A 16,510-nucleotide genomic window follows, 5' to 3' on the forward strand; every position below is an offset into this window, starting at 1 on the left:
GACAGGGCGGACAGGGCGGACAGGGCGGACAGGGCGGACAGGGCGGACAGGGCGGACAGGGCGGACAGGGCGGACAGGGCGGACAGGGCGGACAGGGCGGACAGGACGGACGAGCGGGACCTGCGGCGCCGGCCCCCTGCCTTCGGTGCCGGCCGGCCGGTCGGGGGACCGGGGCCGACGGTGGCGGCGGCGCCCTTCCTTCCGTGCCGGCGGGCCGGGCCCGGTGGCGGCGGTCCGTCGGCCGCGGGGGCGGAGCCTGGGGGCGTCCCGGTTCCGGTCGGGGCGCCCCCAGGGGTCTATCCCACCCGTACGAGGCCCTCCGGCACCAGATGCAGGGCGACGAGTCCGTCACGGACCAGGCCGGCGTAGACGGTGGCGCCGTGCACCGAGGTGTGCGTGTTGTCCCGTTTCTCGTTGTAGAGGTACAGGGCCTTGGATCCCTCCACGCCCAGGGACTCCACCAGGGCCTTGGTCCTCGCCGTGAGGTCGATCAGCGGGACGTCGTGCGCCGCGGCGACCGAGCGGACGACGGCGGGGTGGTCGACACCGAGGCCGTTGACCAGCAGGGCGGTTCCGTTGTTCAGCGTGCCGTCGGCGTTGAACCAGCGGCGCACGATCGGGGTGAGGAGGACCGGCTCGCCGCCCCTCGCCCGGACGCCGGCGACCAGCGTTTCCAGGTTCGCCCGGTAGGTCGCCTCGTCGGTCGTCTTGTCGTTGTGGGCGAGCTGGATCAGCACCAGGTCGCCGCGGTGGATCCGCGGCTGGACGGTGGCCCACAACTGCGGGTTCCCCAGATAGGTGACCGTGCTCTCCCCGGAGTCCGCGTGGTTGGCGACGGAGACGCCCTTGCGCAGGTACTGCGGGAGTTGCTGGCCCCAGCCGGAGTACGGGTCGCCCGGCTGGTCGCAGACCGTGGAGTCGCCGACGAGGAAGATCTGGCGGGGGTGCCGGGCGGGGGTGACGCGGATGTCGGCGAGGGCGGGGGCCGAGCCGCCGAGGACGAGGTCCAGGCCGGGAGTTCCGTCGGCGCCGGTCGGTTCGCCCTCGGGTGTGCGGACGTTCACGGTGAAGCTGCGTGCGACGCGCCCGCCCGCCGCGACGGCGGTCTCGGGGAGCAGGGCACGCCGGGTCTCGCCGCCGACGGCGGTGCTCGACGCGGCCTCGCCGCCGAGGAGGACCTTCACGTCGTAGGTGCCGGGCGGTACGTCGAAGTGGCAGGCGGTGGTGGTGCAGCCGGCGATGCCGAGCGGCGGGCCCGCGGCGTCGTCGGCCCGGGCGGCGGGTACGGCCGTCAGGGCGGTGGCCAGGGCCAGCGCCGCCGGCACGGCGGGGGTGAAACGTCTCACTTGCGGCTCCTCGGTCGCGGCAACAGGACCTGGCGGAGGACCGTACCCCCTCCGGCAAGCGCTTTCTAGACCTCGGGACCATTTCGCGGGATTGCCAACTCCCTCCCGACGAAAGCCCTTTCGCGAAATCGATTCAACTGCCGCGCTGCCCCGTCACCCGCACCCCCACACCTCCCGAAGGAGGCACCCCCGAGCGGTCTGCTGGTGCACTTCCGGCTCACCGCGGCCCAGGCCGCCGCCGCGCACACCCTGCGGATCGGCGTGACGACGGCCTACGCGGACGGCCGCCCGCAGGTCGTCGTCAACGACACCCGGACCTCGGCCGTCCCCTCCCCGCTGGCCCGGCCGAACACGCGGTCGCTGACCAACGGTTCCCACCGGGGCGACAACCACACGTTCACCCACAGCGTCCGGCGAGCGCCCGGCGGACGGACACCGGTCAGTGCAACGTGCTGAAGATCAATGCGGTGAGCGGTTCGGGGACGACCGGCTTCCTCGGCGCGGGGACCGCCTTCGACGCGATCGACCTCCTGGCCTGACCAATCTGAGCGAACGTCAGGTGCCGGGCGTCCACTGCTGGTTCGTGCCTCCGTTGCAGATGTACGTGATGACGGCGGCGGAGTCGGCGGTGGACGCGCCGTTCACGTCCAGGCACTCGCCGCTGGCGCGGGACCTGACGTTGACGTAATTGCCCGACGCGGTGAGCAACCACTGCTGGGCGGTGGCCGTGGCGTCGCAGTCCTCCTGGGTGACGGTGTTCGCGTTCTCCCGCACGCAGAGGGAACTGTTCCTGACGACCAACTGGTAGTAGCCGCTTCCGACCGGCTTGAACCAGTACTTCTGGTTGCCGCCGCCGTTGCATTCGTACTGCTTGATCTGCGCGCCCTGCCAGAGGGACTGGCCGGTGACGTCGGCGCACCTGGCGGAGTGCCGGGCGATCAGCGTGTGGTACGTGGCGCTCGTGCCGGTGACCGTGCCCGCGGCCGTGTCGATCGTGACCTCCGGGGACCAGGTCAGGGACATCGAGGTCGAGGTCGGGAAGGTCACCGGCAGCCACACGGAGCGGGAGTCGTTGACGGTCCCGCCGAAGGAGTTCCCCCAGCGGTCGCCCAGGTAGAGGTAGGAGGTGCCCGAATTGCCCTGCACCGGCAGGACGTACGCCGTCTGCGAGCCGAACGCCGTCGGGTCGCCGACGTTCGTCATCGCGGACCAGGGCCCGGCCGGCGAGGTGGCGGTGGCGTACTGCTGCTGGTTGGGGCTCCAGCCGGTCGCGCCCGAGGTCAGCATGAAGTAGACGTTCCCGCGCTTGAACAGCGCCGGGGCCTCGCGGTGTCCGCCGTGCCAGGGGTCGGCGACCAGGCCGGCGACACCGGTGTAGTCGGCGGTGAGCCGGTAGATGTGGAGGTCGTAGTTCTCGCGGGCGGCGGAGACCATGTACCCGGCCCCGTCGGTGTCGACGAAGACGGTGATGTCGCGGGACATGTGCTGTCCGAGCGGGCGGAAGCTGCCCTGCCACGCGTAGTCGCCGTCCACGGTGTCGGAGACGGCGACGGCGGCGCGGGCCTCGCCGTAGTCGGTGCCGTTCTCCTTGTGCATCCACATGACGAACTTGCCGGTGGACGCGTTGTACATGACCTTCGGCCGCTCGATGTTGGCGCTGGCCAACTCCGGGTCGCTCGCCTCGGTCAGGACGTGGTTGCGGAACTCCCAGTTCTTCAGGTCGGTGGACCGGTAGGCGTCCACGTACCGGAACGTGTTGTCGGCGTTGCGGTTCTCGCCGAACCAGTAGTAGTGGGTGCCGACTTTGAGCACCCCGCCGCCGTGGGCGTGCACGGGGTTGCCCGAAGTGTCGCTGAAACGGGTGCCGTTGGCGATGGTCTGGGGGGCGGCCTGCGCCGGACCCGCGGTGGCGAGGGCGCCGGTCAGCGCCAGACAGAGGGCGAGCAGGACCGCGTACGCACGTCTCATGTCACGCACTTCCCTTCGAGGAAGCGGGGGCGGGCCGCATGCGGCCGCCTCTCGCCCGGGGGCCGTTGCCGCCACGAGCCGCCTCCGGGCGTCCGAGACCGCGAACGGCATGTGGAATGAAGAACGCCGAAAAGGTAAGGGCGCCCCGCGAGGAGGTCAACGGGTCCGACGGGACAAGGGGGAAGGCCCTTTCGGTCCGGTTCGGGCAGCGCTTCCACCACGCCCCTCCGCAGCCCTCCACACCGGTCCTCCGGTCACCCGGTCGGCGCGGTCGGCGCGGTCGGCGCGGTCGGCGCGGTCGGCGCGGTCGGCGCGGTCGGCGCGGTCGGCGCGGTCGGCGCGGTCGGCTCCGGCGTCTCCCGGCGGCCGCGCAGCCACACGTACACCGGGATGCCCGCGAAGAGGAACAGCGTGCCCTGGTAGACGGCGGCGTAACCGGCTCCCGCGATCAGCCAGAAGGAGAAGGCGAAGGAGAGGGCGGCCACGACGAGGTCACGGACCAGACCCGCGGGACGGACGCGTTCGCGGGTGCCGCGGGCCAGCCAGTACAGCTGGGCCGCGGCCGACAGCAGGTACGGGACGCAGCCGGTGAACGTGGTGATGAGGACCAGCACGCGGAACGTGGTGTCGGGGCCAGCCGTGTAGTTGAGGCCGATGAGCACCGTGCCGAGGACGGCCACGGCCCACACGCCGAAGCCGGGCACCCCGCCCTTGCCGACGCGGGCGAACGGCCGCGGGAACAGTCCGTCGCGGGCGGCGGCGTACGGCATCTGCGCGGCCAGCAGGATCCAGCCGTTGAGGCAGCCGACGATGGAGGCGACGGCGACCAGGGAGATGACGGTGCCGCCCCAACTGCCGCCCGTGATCGCGTTCACGGCGTCGGCGAAGGGAGCTCCGGAGTCGACGAGCCGCTCGTGCGGGACCAGGCCGAACACGGCGACCGTGCCCAGCAGGTAGACGAGCGCGGATCCCAGCGTGCCGAGGACGCTCGCCCGGCCGACGGTGCGTTCGGGGTCGTCGACCTCGCCCGCGCTGACGGCGGCCGACTCCACGCCGAGGAAGCTGTAGAGCAGGAGGGCGGCGGAGGCGGCGAGGGCGCCCGGAACGCTGTCCCCGGAAGCGTTGAACGGCCCGAAGTTGTCGGTGTCGACGAAGAACAGACCGACGGTGGCGACCACGAGCAGCGGGACGAACTTCAGGACGGTCGACACGATCTGCACCGCGCCCACCCAGCGGGTGCCGGCGAAGTTGGCGGCGGCCGGCAGCCACAGCGCGGCCAGCGCGACGGCCGCTTCGAGGGCGTGGCTGCCGTGCAGCGGCACCAGCACGTCGACGTAGCCGACGACGGCGACGGCCAGCGCGGCGATGCTGACCCAGCACATCGTCCAGTACGACCAGGCGGACAGGAAGCCGGCGAAGGGGCCGAACGCGTCGCGCGGGTACACGTACAGGCCGCCGGTGACGGGGCTGCGACGGGCCAGCCTGCCGAAGAGGAGGGCGAGCAGGAGCGCGGCCGCGGAGAGGACGACGAAGGCGAGCAGGCTGACCGTGCCGTACGGGGCGACCGTCGCGGGCAGCGCGAAGATGCCGCCGCCGATGATGTTGCCCATGACGAGGGCGGTGGCGGCGGCGAGGCCGAAGCGGCGACGGCGGGGAGCGGGCGCGGGGCCGAGGCCGGTGTCCGGGCCGGTGCCGGTGCCGGTGTTCGGCCCGGTGGGGGTGTCGGGGCCGGTGGGGGTGTCGGGGCCGGTGGCCTCGGTGGTGTCGGGGGAAGTCATGGCGGGTCCGTACGGGTGCGGTGGGGCGGGGAGGCCGTGATCGTAGCCCCGTGTCCCACATCGTGGGCGATCTGTTCACCTGATGGACATACTCGGCTCGCCCGTTCCGGGTTCGACTAGCGTCGGGGCATGACCAGCGACACCCCCTCCCCATCCGGTCCCTCCGCGCACGGCAGCTCGGCCCACGCCCCTTCGGCACCGGCTTTCGGCCCGCGCCGGCCCGCCCTCGCCGAGGCGCTCGCCGCCGGGACGGTGGTCCTCGACGGCGGCATGTCCAACCAGCTGGAGTCCGCCGGACACGATCTGAGCGACGAGCTGTGGTCGGCGCGACTGCTCGCGGAGCGGCCCGAGGCCGTCACCGAGGCGCACCTCGCCTACTTCGAGGCGGGCGCGAACGTGGCCATCACCTCCAGCTACCAGGCGACTTTCGAGGGCTTCGCGAAGCGCGGGATCGACCGTGAGGAGGCGGCCCGGCTGCTCGCGCTGAGCGTGGAACTGGCTCAGGAGGCAGCCCGGCAGGCCCGGGACGGGGGCGTTCGCCGGCCGTTGTGGGTGGCGGCGTCGGTGGGGCCGTACGGGGCGATGCTCGCGGACGGCTCCGAGTACCGGGGCCGTTACGGGCTGACGGTGGACGAGCTGGAGCGGTTCCACCGGCCTCGGCTCGAGGTGCTGGCGGCCGCCGGGCCGGACGTGCTGGCGCTGGAGACCGTGCCGGACGCGGAGGAGGCCGAGGCGCTGCTGCGGGCGGTGCGCGGACTGGGCGTGCCGGCCTGGCTGTCGTACAGCGTCGCGGGCGACCGCACTCGCGCCGGGCAGCCGCTGGAGGAGGCGTTCGCCCTGGCCGCGGGGGCGGACGAGGTGATCGCGGTCGGTGTGAACTGCTGTGCCCCCGAGGACGTCGAGGGTGCCGTGACGACGGCGGCACGGGTGACCGGCAAGCCGGTCGTCGTCTACCCCAACAGCGGCGAGGCCTGGGACGCCGGGGCCCGCGCCTGGAACGGCCGTTCCACGTTCGCCCCCGAGCAGGTCCTCGCCTGGCGGGACTCGGGCGCCCGGCTGATCGGTGGCTGCTGCCGGGTCGGTCCGGACGCGGTCGCGTCGATCGCGCGGACGCTGACCGTGGCGTGACCGGCCCGGAGCCGTGACCCCGGCGCGGACGGCCCGGCGGGGGCGTCCGTGGAGCGGTGCCGGCCGGGTCCCCGGGCGGGCGACCCGGGGTCAGTCCCGGCCGGCACCTCCGGCGCGGCGCAGACGGCGGACCACCGCGCGCACCTCCGTGCCGCGCAAGGTCCGGCCGGGCCGGATGCCCGAGGGGGGCGACGGCGGAGGTGTCCCGGCCTCGCGAACGTCCTCCGGCCCTCCTCGCCCTTCCGGCCCTCCTCGCCTCTCCGGCCCTTCCGGCCCTTCCCGCTCTTCCGCGGCCCGGCGGGCGTCGGTCGACCACAGAGCGAGCGCACGATCCCGTGGACCGCGTTCTGTGTACGCGATCCTGTCGCCCTCGCCGAAGACCCGCACCGGATGCGTCGAGTCCCACGGCTCCCAGCCGGGATCGCCCGTCGCGGCGAACCGCACCCACGCACCGTGCATCGCGTCGGCCAGGTCCTGCGGAGCGCCCTCCCCGGCCAGCCTCGCGGACTCGGGCAGGTCCCCCGTGCCGAAGACGAAGCCCAGCTCCAGGGCGTGGCAGGCGCCGAGGCCCGGTCGCAGCGACGGCCAGGCGAACTCGTACACGTACGACGAACCAGGGCGGGCGTCGGCCAGCCGGTGGAGCGGCAGCCGCAGCAGGTGGTCGGTGACCATCTGCCCGACCGTCTCGGCGGTCCCCGCCCCGGGGTACAGGGCCCGGTAGCCGCGCGGCACCTCGGGGCCGCAGCGGCAGCGGGCCATGGCTCCGGCCAGGGCGACGGCACCGAGACGGTCCACCCGCTCCAGCAGGCCGCCCGGGACGAGCCACAGCCGGTACTCGTCGCGGGTCCAGCCGAGCAGCAGGTCGGTGCCGCGGGCCGCGTCGCCGTCGACGAGGGCGTCGAGCGGGTGGCGCGGGACGAGGTCCCCGTCGACGACGATCCCGAAGGCGGGCCCGCCGAGCACCGGGCTGCTGAGCCGGCCGATCTCGGCCTGGGTGCGCAGCAGCAGGTCCCGGTCGACGGCGGCGAAGGCCTCGGCGGTGGCCGGGACCTTCAGCCGGTTCGCCATCCGGCGGACCATGCGCCGCACCTTGTCCCGTTCGGAGGCCTCCGGCGGCCCGCTCTGCAGCACCGCCCTGCGGAACAGGCCCTGGGCCTGCGGGGCGGCGATCAGGGCGCCGGCACTGATCGCACCGGCGGACTGCCCGGCCAGGGTGATCAGCGAGGGGTCGCCGCCGAAGGCCTCGATCGACTCGTGCACCCAGCGCAGCGCCGCGAGCTGGTCGCGCAGGCCCGGGTTGGCGGGAACGTCCGGGAACAGCCCGTAGCCCTCCACACCCAGCCGGTGGTTGACCGAGACGAACACGACGCCGTCGCGCGCGAAGTGCCGCCCGTCGTACACGGGCACCGCCGAGGATCCCCTGGTCAGCGCGCCCCCGTGGAACCACACCAGGACCGGCAGCCGCGCGCCCCGGCCGGGCTCGGGCGTCCAGACGTTCAGGTTGAGACAGTCGTCCCCCGGCACGACCGGGTCGGACAGGTACGCGGCGAAGGCCTCGGAGTACGGCGGTTTCGGCGCCGTGGGTCCGAAGGCGCCGGCGTCGCGCACGCCGTCCCAGGGCTCGGGCGGCTCCGGAGGTCCGAAGCGGCGGGGCCCGAACGGGGGCGCCGCGTACGGGACGCCCCGGAAGACCGCGACACCGCCTTCGTACCGGCCGCGCACCGCCCCGTACGGGGTGGGGGCCACGGGATCCCGCCACGTCCCGGTCCCGGGGTTCGCCTGGTCTGCCGTCATCTGCCCACCAGCCCTTCGCCGCGCTCTCGTGCTCCGGTATCACCAGAGCACCACAGCGGCACGCGGAATTCCGGCGCACGAGTCTCCCGCTGGGCCGTTCGGCGTACCCGAGGCTGTCCGGACCCGGCCGGCGCCATCCGGCCGGGGTCACCGAGGCCGCCCGGCAGACGGTGGCCGGCCCGACGGCGGACCGGACCGGCGGTGGCAGCCGGCACAGCGGCAGCCGGCGGCCGGTTCGGCGATCACAGGGCCGTGTCCAACCGATTGACCCCGTCAGACGGCCCCACCTACCGTAGAAGGCGCTTTCGGAACAGGTTTCCCGCGCACCCCAGGAGAGCCATGCCCAGCGCAGAGCCGCCCAGGGCCGTGTTCGCCATGGATCCGGTGCACCTCCCCCGGCTGTTCCCCGCTCCGCTCCTGAACCGGCTGCGGCGGACGGCCGACATCGACCCCTCGCTCGTCGTGCGGGACTTCAGCGATCCGGCCGCCGCGGCCGCGCTGGCGGAGGCCGAGGTCCTGATCACCGGCTGGGGCTGCCCCCGGCTGGGCGCGGAGGCGCTCACGGCGGCTCCCCGGCTGCGTTCCGTGCTGCACGCCGCCGGTTCCGTCCGCTCGCTGGTCGGGGAGCCCCTGTGGGACCACGGGGTCACCGTCTCCAGCGCGGTGGTGGGCAACGCCGTCCCCGTCGCCGAGTACACCCTCGCGATGATCCTGCTGGCCGGGAAGGACGCGTTCACCCACCGCGAGCGCTTCCGCCGCACGCACGCCCACCCCACCGCCGACGAGACGGCGCCCCTCGGCAATCTCGGCCGCCGGGTGGGCGTCATCGGCGCCTCGCGCGTGGGCCGCCGGCTGCTGGAACTCATGCGCCCCCACGAGTTCGAGGTCCTCCTGTACGACCCGTACGTCGTCCCCGCCGAGGCGGCCGGACTCGGCGCGCGGCTGGTGCCGTTGGAAGACCTGCTGCGCTACAGCGACATCGTCAGCCTGCACGCGCCCGACGTCCCGGAGACCCGGCACATGCTCGACCGGGACCGGCTGGCTCTCGTCCGCGACGGCGGCGTACTGATCAACACCTCCCGCGGCGCGCTGGTCGACCACGCCGCCCTCACCGACGAGCTGGTCTCCGGCCGGCTGCACGCGATCCTCGACGTCACCGAGCCCGAGCCGCTGCCCGCCGGCTCCCCCCTCTACCGGCTCCCGAACGTGTTCCTGACCCCGCACATCGCGGGTTCCCTCGGCAACGAGCTGGAGCGGCTCGGCCGCGTCGTCGTCGGGGAACTGGAACGGCTGGCCGACGGACTGCCCCTGGCCCACGAGGTGCGTCGCGCGGACCTGGCGCGGGTGGCCTGAGCCGGCCCGCCACCTTCGCGCGGACCGCCCGGGGAGTGCCCGCGGGCCACCGGCGGCGCGCCGCGGGACCCGCCCTTCGCCCCAAGAGCCGCTCAGTCGATGACGGCCACGGCCTCGATCTCGACCAGATGCTCGGGCACGTCCAGTGCCGCGACGCCGAGCAGGGTGCCCGGCGGCACCGGTGTGACCCCCAGCTTCGCGGCCGCCCGGGCGGCTCCCTCCAGGAACAGCGGCATCTTGTCGGGGGTCCAGTCGACGACGTAGACGGTGAGCTTGGCGACGTCGTCGAAGGAGGCGCCGGCACCGGCGAGGGCGGTGGCGACGTTGAGGTAGCAGCGTTCGACCTGGGCGGCGAGATCGCCCTCGCCGACGGTGACCCCGTCGGCGTCCCAGGCCACCTGCCCGGCGACGAAGACCAGCCGGGAACCGGTCCCGACGGACACCTGCCGGTAGGCGTCGATCTCCGGCAGACCGCTGGGGTTGAGCAGGGTGATGGCCATGTCGTCCGTCTCCTTCGTGAGCGCGTGCGAGCGCGGGTGAGGGCCGGGAGCGGGTGTCGGTGGAGTGCTCCACCGCACCCGTCCCGTGGTCACTTGTGGTTACTCGGAAACCGTAGGAGAGTATGGGCCGACAAGGAAGAACGCACTTTTCGGTGACTGGGGAACCAGATGGTGACCAAGCGGTACGAGGGCTCGCCCGAGGACGCGGACCTGACCCGCGCGGACTCGCTCGCGCGGGAGATCTTCTCGGACGTCGCCAACAAATGGGCGCTCCTGATCACCGAGGTGCTCGGTGACCGCACGCTGCGGTTCAGCGCGCTGCGGGACGAGATCGAGGGCATCAGCCACAAGATGCTCACCCAGAACCTGCGCATGCTGGAGCGCAACGGCCTGGTGGAGCGGACCGTCCACCCCACGGTGCCGCCACGGGTCGAGTACGCCCTGACCGAGCCGGGTCACGCCCTGCGCGTGACGATCGACGGACTGTGCGACTGGACGCACCGGTACCTCGGCCACATCGAGGCCTCACGCCGGCGCTTCGAGGAGACCTGACCGGGAACGCTCCCTACCGCCGGCCGCGGCGTCTCGTCGCGCCGCGGTGCCTGGTCGCGCCGCGGCAACCCCTGCCGCCGCCCCCACCGCACCCTCATCCGCACCGCGCGACCGTTCCCACGTCTTCACGCCACGCCGGGGCACACCTAGGATAGCAAGCGCTTTCTGCGAGCCGCCGGTCAGGGTCGGCTCCGAAAGGGCGGTGGTCGAACTTTCGCTGGCCCTCGGGCGGGCCGGAGAGGTGGTTCCCGATGGTCCGCACGGGCAGTGCGAGCGTGGCGGCCGGGCCGACCCTGGCGGTCGTGGCCCGCGAGGCGGGGGTGTCCGTGCCCACCGCCTCGAAAGTGGTCAACGGCCGCGAGGACGTGGCTCCCGAGACCCGACGCCGTGTCACCGAGGCGCTGGACCGGCTCGGTTACGTGCGCAGACCCCGTTTCGACCCGACGAAGCCGCCCCGGCTGGTCGATCTCGTGGTGCGCTCCCTGGCCAGCTCCTGGTCGGGTGCGGTGTTGCACGGCGTGGAGGAGGCGGCGCACGACGCCGGCCTGGACGTGGTCGTCTCGGCCACCCTGTCCCGTACCCGGGCGGGCCGTCCGGAGCGGGGCTGGCTGGACAAGATCATCGCGCGCGGTTCGGCCGGCGTGCTGTTCGACCTGGCCGAGCTGACGGAATCCCAGTACCTGTGGCTGGAGCAGCACCGGATCCCGTTCGTGATGATCGACCCGGTGCTGGAGCCGCCGCCGGGCGTGGTGTCGGTGGGCGCGGCGAACTGGCAGGGGGGCGTGACGGCGACCGAGCACCTGCTGGCCCTCGGTCACGAGCGGATCGCGGTGATCGCCGGAGCGCGCCGCAGGATGTGCAGCACCGCCCGCGTGGCCGGTTACCGTTCCGCCCTGGCCGCGGCGGGCCTCGGTCACCGCCAGGAGTACGTCCGCCACGCCGGCTTCGACGAGTCCGTGGCCCGTCACCGCATGCACGAGCTGCTCGACCTTCCCGAGCCGCCGACGGCAGTCTTCGTGTGCTCCGACCGGATGGCGCTGGGTGTCTACGAGGCCGTGGCGGAACGGGGATTACGGGTACCGGACGACATCAGCGTGGTCGGCTTCGACGATCTGCCCGAGTCCCGCTGGACCACGCCGGCCCTGACGACCGTCCGCCAGCCGCTGGCCGAGATGGCGGCGACGGCTCTGCGGCTGCTGGTGCGGATGATGGACGGCGAGCACCCGGAGGGGACCCGCACGGAGCTGTCCACACGGCTGGTGGAGCGAGCGAGCACCGCGCCGCCGGGTCGGTGACGCAACCGACGGGACTGTCCGCGCCCCGCTGACCACGCTCGGCACCGGCCTCGCCCTCCGCGAGGGGCCGGCGGGCCTGTCGTGCACGGTGGCCACGCCGAACGGCCCGGTCACCTTCACCTGGCGGGCGGGACGGGCCCGGCGGACAGGCCCCGCGCACCACGGCATGTCCGTTTCCTTCAAGACCCCTCGGACGGGCCCTGCCTACGGTGGGCCGCATGAGTCCACGATTCGATGCCATCGGCCTGGTCGTCTCCGACATGGCCGCCTCCGTCGTCTTCTACCGCCGGCTCGGCTTCGCGTTCCCCGAGGGCGCCGAGCGGGAGCCGCACGCCGAGGCCGTGCTGCCGGGCGGGCTGCGACTGCTGCTGGACACCGAGGAGACCGTCCGGTCCTTCCACCCCGACAGGCGGACCCCGGCCCGGGGCGGCCGGCACTCCCTCGCGCTGCGCTGCGAGGACCCGGCCGAGGTCGACGCGGTGTACGGGGAACTGGTGGGGGCCGGGTACGCGGGCGAGCTGAAGCCGTGGGACGCCTTCTGGGGGCAGCGGTACGCCGTCGTACAGGACCCGGACGGTCACGAAGTCGACCTGTTCGCACCCTTGACCGGTTCCTGACCGGTCCCTGACCCCTCGGCCCCGGCTCCCCGGCCCAGCAGCACCGTCGGCGTCATGCCGCTCAGCGCCTTGACGTCCCGGGCGAAGTGCGCCTGGTCGGCGTAGCCGGCGCGGGTCGCGGTGTCCGCGTACGGCACACCCCGCCGGGCCAGGGCCAGGGCGCGCTGCAGCCGCAGGACGCGGGCCAGCGTCTTGGGGCCGTAGCCGAAGGCGTGCAGGGAGCGTCGGTGCAGCTGCCGCGGGCCCAGTCCGAGTTCGTCCGCGACGGTGGCGACCGGGCGGCCCTTCGCGAGGGCGGCCACCAGTCGGCGCAGCTCGGGGTCGGGCGGGGCGGCCCGCTCCAGCGCCAGTTCCTCCAACGCGGCCGCCGGGTGCGTCGCGGCCTCGATCCCGGCGCGCAGCCGCCGTACCGTCGCCGCGGGCCACAGGTCGGTCAGCTCCACCCGCCGGTCGCGCAGTTCGTGGGCGGGCACGCCGAGGAGGGCGGGCGCGGTACCGGGGTGGAGGCGCACACCCGCCCAGGCCGTGGCCGGGCCGTCGGGGAGATGCGCACGGGTGTCGGGGCCGGCGACGATCAGCCTGCCCTCGTTCCACAGCAGGTCCATGCAGCCGTCGGGCAGCACGGGACGCGGGACACCGCCCGTCGGGGTGCTGGTCCACACCACCGCACCGGGGAGCCGGGAGGGCCGTTCCTCGTACACCGGACCCAGGCTACGCGCCGCCCCGCCGCGGTCCGCGGGCCGCGCGGCAGCGCCTCACCCCTCGGGGGGCCGGCACTCCTCCCCGCCCCCGCTCCCCTTCGGCGAGGTCTTCGCGTGGGTGCGCAGGCGGCCCGTGACGTCCTCCGGGGGCAGGAACCGGGACCACCGTTCGGGGAACTCGGAGGGCATGTCGGGGTCGTCGGGGTCCTCGTGGATGCGGGCGGCGGCCACCCGGGCGACGTACTCGGCGGCCTCCTCCTGCCGCAGCCGCTCGTTGGCGTCGCGGGCGGCGGCCGTCGCGGCGGCCGGCCAGACGCGGTCGATGGCGGCGTTCATCGCGGCGCCGACGAGCACGGCGAACGCGGACACACCGATCCACAGCAGGACGGCGACGGCGGCGGCGAGGGAGCCGTAGATGGTGGCCCCCTCGATGGTGTTCTCCAGGTAGATGCGGAGCAGGAAGCTGCCGAGCACCCACATGGCGAGGGCGACCAGCGCGCCGGGCACGTCCTCGATCCACGGGGAGCGCACCGGCACGGACACGTGGTAGAGCGTGGTCAGGAAGGCGATCGACAGGACGATCACGACGGGCCAGTAGAGGACCTGGACGACCGTCGCCGACCACGGCACGATCCGTACGACGGCGTCGGGTCCGGCGACCATCAGGGGCAGCGCGACCGCGCCGAGCAGCAGCGCGGCGACGAACAGCAGGAACGCCACCAGGCGGGTCTTGACGATGCCGCGCACGCCGTCGAGGCCGTACATGACGGTGATCGTGTCTATGAAGACGTTCACCGCGCGCGAGCCGGACCAGAGGGCGAACAGGAAGCCGATGGAGATGACGTCGGGGCGGCCGCCCTTCATCACGTCGTCGAGGATCGGCTGGGCGATCTGCGCGACGCCCTTCTCGGACAGGACGGTGCGCGAGGCGTCGAGGAGGTTGGCCTCCAGGCTGCTGATGGTGTCGGTGCCGGTCCAGTCGTCGACGTAACCGAGCAGGCCGATGAGGCTGAGCAGCAGCGGAGGCACCGACAGCAGCGTGAAGAAGGCGGCCTCGGCGGCGAGGCCGAGGATGCGGTACTCGATGCAGGAGTTGACGGTGTCCTTGACCAGCAGCCAGGCGGTCCTGCGCTTGGAGACGTTGCGGTAGAGGGCACGCGCCCGATGGAGACGCCCGCCGGGTGCCTCGGGTTGCTCGGGTGACTGACTTGCTGGCTGCACGCCTTAAAGGTATCCGCCGTGCGGGGCCGCGCTCACCTCCGGTGGGGTCGTCACCACAAGCCGGGCCGGCGACCCGTCCCCGGTCCGCCCCGGTCCGCCCCGATCCGCCCCGGTCCGCCTCTGATCAGCCCCGGTCCGCCTCTGATCCGTCCTCGTGCCGGGCCGGCGGGCGCGTGCCGTGCGGCGCGTTCCGGGCCCGCACGGCCATGACGGGTGTGCGCGCGGGTACCTTCCCGGTATGGCAGGCAGTACGCACACCGTGACCAACCAGCCCCCTCCCCTCCTCGGGCACGACGTCTACGGCACCGACCGGGCCCTGGTGGCCGCGGTGGAGCGGCACCTCGATCCGGAGCTGCTCGACGAGGCGCGCGGCGAGCTGTCGGGGCTGGGCCGGGCCGCCGGGTCGGCGCAGCTCCACGAGTGGGCGGTGCAGGCGAACGAGAATCCGCCCGAGCTGCGCACGCACGACCGCTACGGGCACCGCGTCGACGAGGTCGCCTTCCATCCCGCGTGGCACCGGCTGCTGGGCAAGGGGGTCGGCGCGGGGCTGACCGCGGCCTGGACGCGTCCGGGCGGACACGTGCGGCGGGCGGCGGCCTTCCTGGTGTGGACGCAGGTGGAGGCCGGCAACGGCTGTCCGCTGTCCATGACGCACGCGGCGGTACCCGCACTGCGCACCGACCCGGAGCTGGCGGCCGAGTGGGTGCCGCGGCTGACGTCCACGGTCTACGAACGGGAGCTGCGGCCCGCCCGGCACAAGGCGGGGGCGTTGTTCGGGATGGGGATGACGGAGAAGCAGGGCGGCAGCGACGTCCGGGCGAACACCACGTCCGCGCGGCCGCTGGCCGAGGCCGGAACCTATGTGCTGACGGGGCACAAGTGGTTCTGTTCGGCACCGATGTCGGACGGTTTCCTGGTGCTGGCGCAGGCCGCGGAGGGGGTGACGTGCTTCCTGGTGCCGCGGGTGCTGGAGGACGGCACGCGCAACCCGTTCCTGATCCAGCGCCTCAAGGACAAACTGGGCAACCGGTCGAACGCCTCCGCCGAGGTGGAGTTCGACGGGACGTGGGCGCGCCGGGTCGGCGAGGAGGGGCGCGGGGTGCGCACCATCATCGACATGGTGGCGGCGACCCGTCTGGACTGTGTGCTGGGGTCGGCGGGGCTGATGCGGGCGGCCGTCGCGCAGGCGGTGCACCACTGCGCGTACCGGGAGGCGTTCGGCGGGAAACTCCTCGACAAGCCGTTGATGCGCAACGTGCTGGCCGATCTCGCGCTGGAGTCGGAGGCGGCGACGGTTCTCGGCCTGCGGCTCGCGGCGGCCTGCGACGACGACGGCGAGCAGGAGCGGGCGCTGCTGCGGATCGCGGTGCCGGCCGCCAAGTACTGGGTGACCAAGCGTTGTACGCCGGTGACGGTGGAGGCCGCGGAGTGCCTGGGCGGCAACGGGTACGTGGAGGAGTCGGGGATGCCCCGGCTGGTGCGCGAGTCGCCGCTGAACTCGGTCTGGGAGGGCGCGGGCAACGTCCAGGCGCTGGACGTGCTGAGGGCGTTGCGGCGCGAGCCGCAGGCGCTGAACGCCTTCCTCCAGGAGGTGGGGCAGGCCCGCGGGGCGGATCACCGGCTGGACGCGGCGATCAAGGACCTGCTGACCGAACTGGCCGATCTGGACGGCGCGGAGGCGCGGGCGCGTCGCATCGCGGAGCGGTTCGCGCTGGTGTTGCAGGGATCGCTGCTGGTCCGGTTCGCGCCGCCGGAGGTGGCCGACGCGTTCTGCGCCTCGCGGCTGGGCGGCGACGGCGGCGCCGCCTTCGGGACGCTGCCCCACACGCTGGATCTGCGGGCGCTGGTGGAGCGGGCCCGGCCCGTGCCGTGACCGGCGGGAACAGGATCGCCGTGCCGTGACCGGCGGGAACAGGATCGCCGTGCCGTGACCGGCGGGAACAGGAGCGGGGGTGGTGCCGCGCCGACACGGCACCACCCCCGCGGCACGGCCCTGCGAGGCCGGGCACGCCGCTCGGGACGGCGTGCCACGAGTTCCGGACAGCCGGTGGACGTCGGCCAGGGCGGCAGGGGGTCGCAACGCGGGGGAACCCGCTGACCGGACTGTGCCCCTCCGCCACCGGTGGACGGCAGTACGGACTCCCGGCCGGACCGGAAACGGTCGGCGCGGGAGCTTGGCATCCGGTCCTCCGTCCGCGTGCTCACCGGGAGGCCCCGTGGTCACGGCTCCGGTGGGCCGGTGACCGGGAGCGGACCC

Annotated in this window: 13 protein-coding genes and 1 pseudogene; 7 read left to right on the forward strand and 7 right to left on the reverse strand. The window is 73.8% G+C overall.

Going from position 1 to position 16,510, the window contains the following annotated elements; genetic code table 11:
* Positions 1-296 precede the first annotated feature (296 nt).
* On the reverse strand, positions 297-1,346 hold the full coding sequence (locus ACIP5W_RS08855; protein ID WP_401468838.1) for a rhamnogalacturonan acetylesterase: 1,050 nt from the start codon (positions 1,344-1,346) through the stop codon (positions 297-299).
* 192 nt (positions 1,347-1,538) lie between these two features.
* On the opposite strand from ACIP5W_RS08855, the pseudogene ACIP5W_RS08860 reads away from it, so the two are divergent.
* A pseudogene (locus tag ACIP5W_RS08860) lies at positions 1,539-1,885 on the forward strand (polysaccharide lyase family protein); the annotation flags it as partial.
* 16 nt (positions 1,886-1,901) lie between these two features.
* Here ACIP5W_RS08860 and ACIP5W_RS08865 read toward each other — a convergent pair.
* Together ACIP5W_RS08865 and ACIP5W_RS08870 are read right to left on the reverse strand one after the other, a co-directional pair.
* Positions 1,902-3,314, reverse strand: coding sequence for an RICIN domain-containing protein (locus ACIP5W_RS08865; RefSeq protein WP_401468841.1), 1,413 nt, complete (start codon positions 3,312-3,314; stop codon positions 1,902-1,904).
* 254 nt (positions 3,315-3,568) lie between these two features.
* A complete protein-coding gene (locus ACIP5W_RS08870) occupies positions 3,569-5,092 on the reverse strand; it encodes an APC family permease (protein WP_401468844.1) in 1,524 nt (507 codons plus the stop codon).
* A 129-nt stretch (positions 5,093-5,221) separates the two neighbouring features.
* Between ACIP5W_RS08870 and mmuM the strand changes: the two genes are divergently transcribed.
* The gene (mmuM, locus tag ACIP5W_RS08875; RefSeq protein ID WP_401468847.1) at positions 5,222-6,220 is read left to right on the forward strand and encodes a homocysteine S-methyltransferase; all 999 of its coding nucleotides are present in this window, start codon (positions 5,222-5,224) and stop codon (positions 6,218-6,220) included.
* 90 nt (positions 6,221-6,310) lie between these two features.
* Here mmuM and ACIP5W_RS08880 read toward each other — a convergent pair whose 3' ends face one another.
* A complete protein-coding gene (locus tag ACIP5W_RS08880; RefSeq protein WP_401468850.1) occupies positions 6,311-8,014 on the reverse strand; it encodes a carboxylesterase/lipase family protein in 1,704 nt (567 codons plus the stop codon).
* A 339-nt stretch (positions 8,015-8,353) separates the two neighbouring features.
* Here ACIP5W_RS08880 and ACIP5W_RS08885 point away from each other — a divergent pair, with 339 nt between their 5' ends.
* Complete coding sequence (locus ACIP5W_RS08885) at positions 8,354-9,367, forward strand: hydroxyacid dehydrogenase (protein ID WP_401468853.1); 1,014 nt, start codon at positions 8,354-8,356, stop codon at positions 9,365-9,367.
* Positions 9,368-9,459: 92 nt separating this feature from the next.
* Here the strand turns inward: ACIP5W_RS08885 and ACIP5W_RS08890 are convergent, their stop codons facing one another.
* The gene (locus ACIP5W_RS08890; RefSeq protein ID WP_401468856.1) at positions 9,460-9,867 is read right to left on the reverse strand and encodes a RidA family protein; all 408 of its coding nucleotides are present in this window, start codon (positions 9,865-9,867) and stop codon (positions 9,460-9,462) included.
* A gap of 168 nt (positions 9,868-10,035) precedes the next feature.
* Here ACIP5W_RS08890 and ACIP5W_RS08895 point away from each other — a divergent pair, with 168 nt between their 5' ends.
* From ACIP5W_RS08895 to ACIP5W_RS08905, 3 genes are all read left to right on the forward strand, one after another.
* Positions 10,036-10,419 (forward strand): winged helix-turn-helix transcriptional regulator, encoded by a 384-nt coding sequence (locus ACIP5W_RS08895; protein ID WP_401468859.1) that lies wholly within the window; start codon positions 10,036-10,038, stop codon positions 10,417-10,419.
* A 251-nt stretch (positions 10,420-10,670) separates the two neighbouring features.
* A complete protein-coding gene (locus ACIP5W_RS08900; RefSeq protein ID WP_401468862.1) occupies positions 10,671-11,714 on the forward strand; it encodes a LacI family DNA-binding transcriptional regulator in 1,044 nt (347 codons plus the stop codon).
* A gap of 218 nt (positions 11,715-11,932) precedes the next feature.
* Positions 11,933-12,331 carry a VOC family protein gene (locus ACIP5W_RS08905; protein WP_401468865.1) on the forward strand — a complete coding sequence of 133 codons (399 nt, stop codon included), beginning with the start codon at positions 11,933-11,935 and terminating at the stop codon, positions 12,329-12,331.
* Here ACIP5W_RS08905 and ACIP5W_RS08910 read toward each other — a convergent pair.
* Both ACIP5W_RS08910 and ACIP5W_RS08915 read right to left on the reverse strand, forming a co-directional pair.
* A complete protein-coding gene (locus tag ACIP5W_RS08910; RefSeq protein WP_401468868.1) occupies positions 12,292-13,032 on the reverse strand; it encodes a helix-turn-helix domain-containing protein in 741 nt (246 codons plus the stop codon). The two genes, ACIP5W_RS08905 and ACIP5W_RS08910, sit on opposite strands and share 40 nt — an antisense overlap.
* Positions 13,033-13,086: 54 nt before the next feature.
* The gene (locus ACIP5W_RS08915) at positions 13,087-14,253 is read right to left on the reverse strand and encodes a YihY/virulence factor BrkB family protein (protein WP_401468871.1); all 1,167 of its coding nucleotides are present in this window, start codon (positions 14,251-14,253) and stop codon (positions 13,087-13,089) included.
* 238 nt (positions 14,254-14,491) lie between these two features.
* Between ACIP5W_RS08915 and ACIP5W_RS08920 the strand changes: the two genes are divergently transcribed.
* Positions 14,492-16,126 carry an acyl-CoA dehydrogenase family protein gene (locus ACIP5W_RS08920; protein ID WP_401468874.1) on the forward strand — a complete coding sequence of 545 codons (1,635 nt, stop codon included), beginning with the start codon at positions 14,492-14,494 and terminating at the stop codon, positions 16,124-16,126.
* The last annotated feature ends 384 nt before the right edge of the window (positions 16,127-16,510 follow it).

The organism is Streptomyces sp. NPDC088766 (genome assembly GCF_044750845.1).
Lineage (GTDB): Bacteria > Actinomycetota > Actinomycetes > Streptomycetales > Streptomycetaceae > Streptomyces.

Excerpts from the sequence above, each read along its gene's own strand:
- ACIP5W_RS08890 (WP_401468856.1), bottom strand. The coding sequence starts at position 9,867 with ATGGCCATCACCCTGCTCAACCCCAGCGGTCTGCCGGAGATCGACGCC.
- ACIP5W_RS08900 (WP_401468862.1), top strand. The coding sequence starts at position 10,671 with ATGGTCCGCACGGGCAGTGCGAGCGTGGCGGCCGGGCCGACCCTGGCG.
- ACIP5W_RS08865 (WP_401468841.1), bottom strand. The coding sequence starts at position 3,314 with ATGAGACGTGCGTACGCGGTCCTGCTCGCCCTCTGTCTGGCGCTGACC.
- ACIP5W_RS08880 (WP_401468850.1), bottom strand. The coding sequence starts at position 8,014 with ATGACGGCAGACCAGGCGAACCCCGGGACCGGGACGTGGCGGGATCCC.
- ACIP5W_RS08905 (WP_401468865.1), top strand. The coding sequence starts at position 11,933 with ATGAGTCCACGATTCGATGCCATCGGCCTGGTCGTCTCCGACATGGCC.
- mmuM (WP_401468847.1), top strand. The coding sequence starts at position 5,222 with ATGACCAGCGACACCCCCTCCCCATCCGGTCCCTCCGCGCACGGCAGC.
- ACIP5W_RS08895 (WP_401468859.1), top strand. The coding sequence starts at position 10,036 with ATGGTGACCAAGCGGTACGAGGGCTCGCCCGAGGACGCGGACCTGACC.
- ACIP5W_RS08870 (WP_401468844.1), bottom strand. The coding sequence starts at position 5,092 with ATGACTTCCCCCGACACCACCGAGGCCACCGGCCCCGACACCCCCACC.
- ACIP5W_RS08920 (WP_401468874.1), top strand. The coding sequence starts at position 14,492 with ATGGCAGGCAGTACGCACACCGTGACCAACCAGCCCCCTCCCCTCCTC.
- ACIP5W_RS08885 (WP_401468853.1), top strand. The coding sequence starts at position 8,354 with ATGCCCAGCGCAGAGCCGCCCAGGGCCGTGTTCGCCATGGATCCGGTG.